Source organism: uncultured Cardiobacterium sp., from assembly GCF_938028185.1.
Classification (GTDB): domain Bacteria; phylum Pseudomonadota; class Gammaproteobacteria; order Cardiobacteriales; family Cardiobacteriaceae; genus Cardiobacterium.
Map to the genome: position 1 here is coordinate 1 of NZ_CALJAH010000195.1, position 4,189 is coordinate 4,189.

At 61.3% G+C, this 4,189-nt stretch carries 4 protein-coding genes and 1 pseudogene; all 5 read right to left on the reverse strand.

Annotated elements, in window-relative coordinates; all coding sequences use genetic code 11:
• On the reverse strand, window positions 1–1,710 hold a 1,710-nt coding region (gene traD / locus Q0349_RS05665; protein WP_298079907.1), incomplete at its 3' end, for a conjugative transfer system coupling protein TraD.
• A 10-nt stretch (window positions 1,711–1,720) separates the two neighbouring features.
• Window positions 1,721–2,194 carry a hypothetical protein gene (locus tag Q0349_RS05670; RefSeq protein WP_298079908.1) on the reverse strand — a complete coding sequence of 158 codons (474 nt, stop codon included), beginning with the start codon at window positions 2,192–2,194 and terminating at the stop codon, window positions 1,721–1,723.
• Complete coding sequence (locus tag Q0349_RS05675; RefSeq protein WP_298079909.1) at window positions 2,191–3,006, reverse strand: lytic transglycosylase domain-containing protein; 816 nt, start codon at window positions 3,004–3,006, stop codon at window positions 2,191–2,193. The genes Q0349_RS05670 and Q0349_RS05675 overlap by 4 nt, the downstream gene beginning before the upstream one ends.
• Window positions 3,006–3,707, reverse strand: coding sequence for a transglycosylase SLT domain-containing protein (locus Q0349_RS05680; RefSeq protein ID WP_298079910.1), 702 nt, complete (start codon window positions 3,705–3,707; stop codon window positions 3,006–3,008). Before Q0349_RS05680 ends, Q0349_RS05675 begins: the two co-directional genes overlap by 1 nt.
• A gap of 170 nt (window positions 3,708–3,877) precedes the next feature.
• Window positions 3,878–4,189, reverse strand: a pseudogene (locus tag Q0349_RS05685) (hypothetical protein); the annotation flags it as partial.

Genomic DNA, 4,189 nt, shown 5'->3' on the forward strand with positions numbered 1-4,189 from the left:
TTTGGCTTCCACATCCGACCAAGTTTGGGTGTAGGCGGTAACCTGGTAGCCTGCGCCGCCGGCCTTGTTGAGCATGGGGATGAATTCGTTGCCGATCAGTTCGTTGAACTCGTCGGCATGGATGGCGACCATGCGCTTCTTGGTCGGGCCGGACTGGCCGTAGCCGTGGCCGTGTTTGTAAATCTGACCGGCCAGCGAAGTCAGATCGGCGAACATGGCGTTGCCAACGGCAGCGGCCACTTCGGCATCGGTCAGTGCGTCCAGCCCGACGTAAACCACTGCGTTCTGCTCCATCACTTTGCGCCAGTCCATAATCGGACGCGTATCGGCCAAATCTTTGAAATTCGGGCTGATCAGCTCGGCCACGCGACCGCTGGTCAGTTTTTCCAGCAAGGGGTAGAGCGAGCTGACCAGCTTTTCGAAATAACTGCGCTCGTTGCCCAAGATACCGGTTACCGCATCACTTACCGCATCGTTCAGGTTTTTCTGCTTCAGGAAGGTGGACAAGCGTACCGCATCAATGCTGCGCCCGGTTTTGCTGACCTGTTTCTTTTCGGCATCGGACAAATCGAAATCATCAAAATCTTTTTGCCAGCCTGGGCATTCCCGGTTCAGGATAGATGCAAAATATTGCGCGGCCAAATCGTCTACATTGACGGCGCAGCGGTAAATCAGTAGATAGCTCGGTTTGATCGATAGTGCCTCCATCATTTTTCCCAACACATTGACGAAGCGCCAAACGAAATCGCGGAATGCCGCCGACTGCCCTTCGCCCGGCATCTGGTTGGCGATGCGCGTCGCCACTTCGGTGACGCGGAGGAAGGAACCGACCGGGTTGTACTGTGCTGACAGATCCGGGAAGCCCAAATGGAACATATAGAACTGGTCTTCGCGCCCGGCGGCCTTCGCCTCGACGTACATCCGCAGCAGCAGTTCGCGGTCGCCCTTGGGATCGAAGACGATAACGATGTCGCCGCGATGGATGTCCTGGGTAATCAGCACCTCCGCCATGCGCGTCTTGCCGACGCGGGTGGTGCCGAAAACGATGGTGTGCGAGACCCGCGTCGAGAGCGGCTGGTACACCGGCTGTTCGCCTTCCGGCATACCGACGGTGTGCAGCCAGGTTTTGCCTTCCAGTCCCGGCGCGGGACGCCACGGATTGAACAGGCTGTCGGACTCCAGATAGCGGGCGAACGCACGGGCAAAGAGGCCGTGATGCTGGCGGTTGCAATAGGCGCGGGCACGATAATAACCGTCGCTGAAGCGGGTAAAGCGCTGGTTCTTGTGCAGATCAATGTCGTAAAGGCGTTGCGCATGGATGGATTCCCAGAGGAAACCCATGCCGAGAAACTGGTTTTTCAGCTGGCGCAGCGCACGGCTCTCCATCCGGTAGGGCGGCAGGCGGGTGAGGTTGCGCTGATAGCTGGCGACGTAATAACCGTGGCAGCCGCGCACCCAGGCACGGTAGAGAAAGACTGCCGAGCCCGCCCAGGCGATGGACGGCACCAGGAGCGCCATTTCGGAGGCGAGAAAGAGGAAGGCGGCGCCGACGAGGTACGCCCAGACGGCGGTGTACTCGTGGATGTCGCGCAACAGTGCCTCTTTCGCATAACGCTTGCGCCCGCCGCGCATATCGGCGACGGTGCGCAGCATCAGACTGCGCAACAGGCGGCGCAGCAGACGAAACGGCAGGGAGAACAACGCACGCATCACGCAACCCTTACGGCGAGACCTGACCCTGGTCGTAGAGTGCCGGGTAGTAGCGGATGCCGATGACGTGCAGCATCAGAATCAGGCGGTTGTCGAGGTCAAAACGCTGTACCTCCAGCGCAGGCCAGGCCTCGCGGAACTGGCGCAGGATGTCGGCGTCGCCGATGAGCAGCACGGTGTAATGCTCCGCCTGCAAACGGTCGTGGTATTTCTTGAGAAACGCGACCGAGAGCGGGTCGGCACCGACCAGTGCCAGCTTGACCGGTACCACCGCCTGCACCCCCGCATCCTTGACGTGATAGGCATCAAAGCTGCGATTCTGCGGCGCTTTCGCCTGAAGACGCGCCACTTCACTGGCCAGGTCTTCATTGCTCGCCCATTCCTCGGTGGGTACTGTCCCCGGCAGCGGCGCGGGCTGGTCGGCAAACACTGCCCCGGCGACAGCAGCGGCGAACAGGGAAAAAAGCACGGATTTCAGGCTCATTGCAGGCTCCTCAAATAGTTTTTGGCGTACTGGCGCACCGTTTTCACGACGTAGTTGCGCGTCTCGCGGTAGGGCGGGATGCCGCCGTAGCGCTCAACCGCCCTGGGGCCGGCGTTGTAGGCGGCCAGCCCCAAATCCACCCGGCCAAAGGTGCGCAGCTGTATGCCGAGGTAACGGGTACCGGCGTCAATGGCGATCGCCGGTTCAAACATGTCCGCCGGGTCGTAACCCATCGCGCGGGCGGTATCCGGCATCACCTGCATCAGCCCGCGTGCCCCCTTGGGCGACACCGCGCCCTTTTGGCAGGCACTCTCGCTGCCGATGACCGCGCTGATGAGCAGCGGCGAGACGCCGTAACGCGCCGATGCCTGGTTGATGTGTTCGGCATAGCAGGGATGAATGGACGGCCGGGCGACGGCAGCCTTGCCGACGGCGGCAGGATTGACGGCGGGTGATTGGCGCGCGTGCAGACGGCGCGCGGCGAGCTCCGCCTGTACGCGCGGCAGCGTCGCCTGCGCGAGCGAAAGTTCGCCGGGGAAATCGGCAAGGTGCAGTTGCCACAGGCCGAAAGGAATGGACGGGTCGGCCTGGAGATAGCGGATGAGCGTCTGCTGGTCGCGCAGACGGATGGGCTGGTTGTCGCGCCACACCAGCCACGGCCAGGTATCGCTGCCGTGCCAGAGCGTGGCCGTGTCCAGTTGATAACGGGCGGCCGCTTCGCGGATGTAATTCGGCGTGGTCGCAACGGCGGCGGGTGCGGCAAGTGCGGACGGCAACAGGCAGGCGAGGCAGAGCGGCAACAGGCGGCGCATCAGATCCTCCCCTGCCGGTGGGCGACGGCAGACGGTGCAGGTTCAACCGTTTTGCCAATCAGCTCCGGGTGCTGCTTGTAGGTGAGGTAGTAGCCGAGAACCGAACGGACGTAGTCGAAGGTCTGGCCTTCGCAGTCCGGGGTGGGATGCCAGTTATTGCTGGGACAGCGCGCCCTTTGTTTTGGGGTATAGGCAAAAGAAGCAAGCGGTACACCGTTCGGGGTCTTGATCCCGGAATTTTTCCCTTTGAGGCGTGTCCCGTGCAAATAACTGTCAGCGGTACCTTCGCCTGCGTTGTAACCTGCAGCGATGGTGCGGATATTGCCGTTATAACGGTCAGCCAAAAATCTGAGGTAGCGGTTCCCGGCATTGAGATTGCATTCAGCATCGTAAGGTTGGTAGCACTTCCAGCGGCGCGCGGTATCCGGCATCAGTTGCATCAGTCCCATTGCACCAACGCCATCGGATCTGGCCTTGAGCTTGTAAACAGATTCCTGGGTAATGATGGCGTGCGCCAGCTCCACTTCGACGCCATTGGCATTGGCAACGCGCATGATTTGTCCGGCATAGGACAGGCGTCGCGCTGACATGGCCTTATAAGTGACCGGCTTGAATTTGGGTGGTGGCCAGTTCTCGTCAACCTCCGCCCTGAGCGCCACCGGCGTACTGTCTTGCGGCGGGATCGGCTCATTGCTGCCCATGCCGTCGCCACATCCGCCGCGTCACTGTCATAACTGCTACCCGTCGTGCTTTGTGTCGTGTCGTCATATTTGAGCTTGCCCGACGGTTTGTCGCGGTCGAAACAGCCTGCCAGCAATGCCGACAGGCCGATGAGCAGCAGGGTGTTACGCGCGGCCATCATGGTTGTCCCTTACGGTTTGACCGCCGCTTTGCCGGGAGCAGCCGCTGCCGGGGGCGCGGCTGCGGCATTTTTTGCGTCATCCGCCGCATCCTGGCCGCCGTGTTCGGCGATGTAGGCGTCAATCTTCGCCTGCATCTCGTCGGCTTTGGCCTGTTCCTGTTCGCGCGCGGCGGCACGCGCTGCCGCCTGCGCTTCCAGTTCGTTGTAGATTTTGGTTTTTTCTTCAGTGACCATCACCGCGTAGGCGAGTTGCGCCCGTACCGCGCGCATTTCATCGGCGGCTGCCTTTTTCGCGTAGTAGCGCATGGTCTCGTCGTCTGG

Coding starts and splice junctions, on each gene's coding strand:
- Q0349_RS05675 (WP_298079909.1), bottom strand. CDS start 3,006: ATGCGCCGCCTGTTGCCGCTCTGCCTCGCCTGCCTGTTGCCGTCCGCA.
- Q0349_RS05680 (WP_298079910.1), bottom strand. CDS start 3,707: ATGGGCAGCAATGAGCCGATCCCGCCGCAAGACAGTACGCCGGTGGCG.
- Q0349_RS05670 (WP_298079908.1), bottom strand. CDS start 2,194: ATGAGCCTGAAATCCGTGCTTTTTTCCCTGTTCGCCGCTGCTGTCGCC.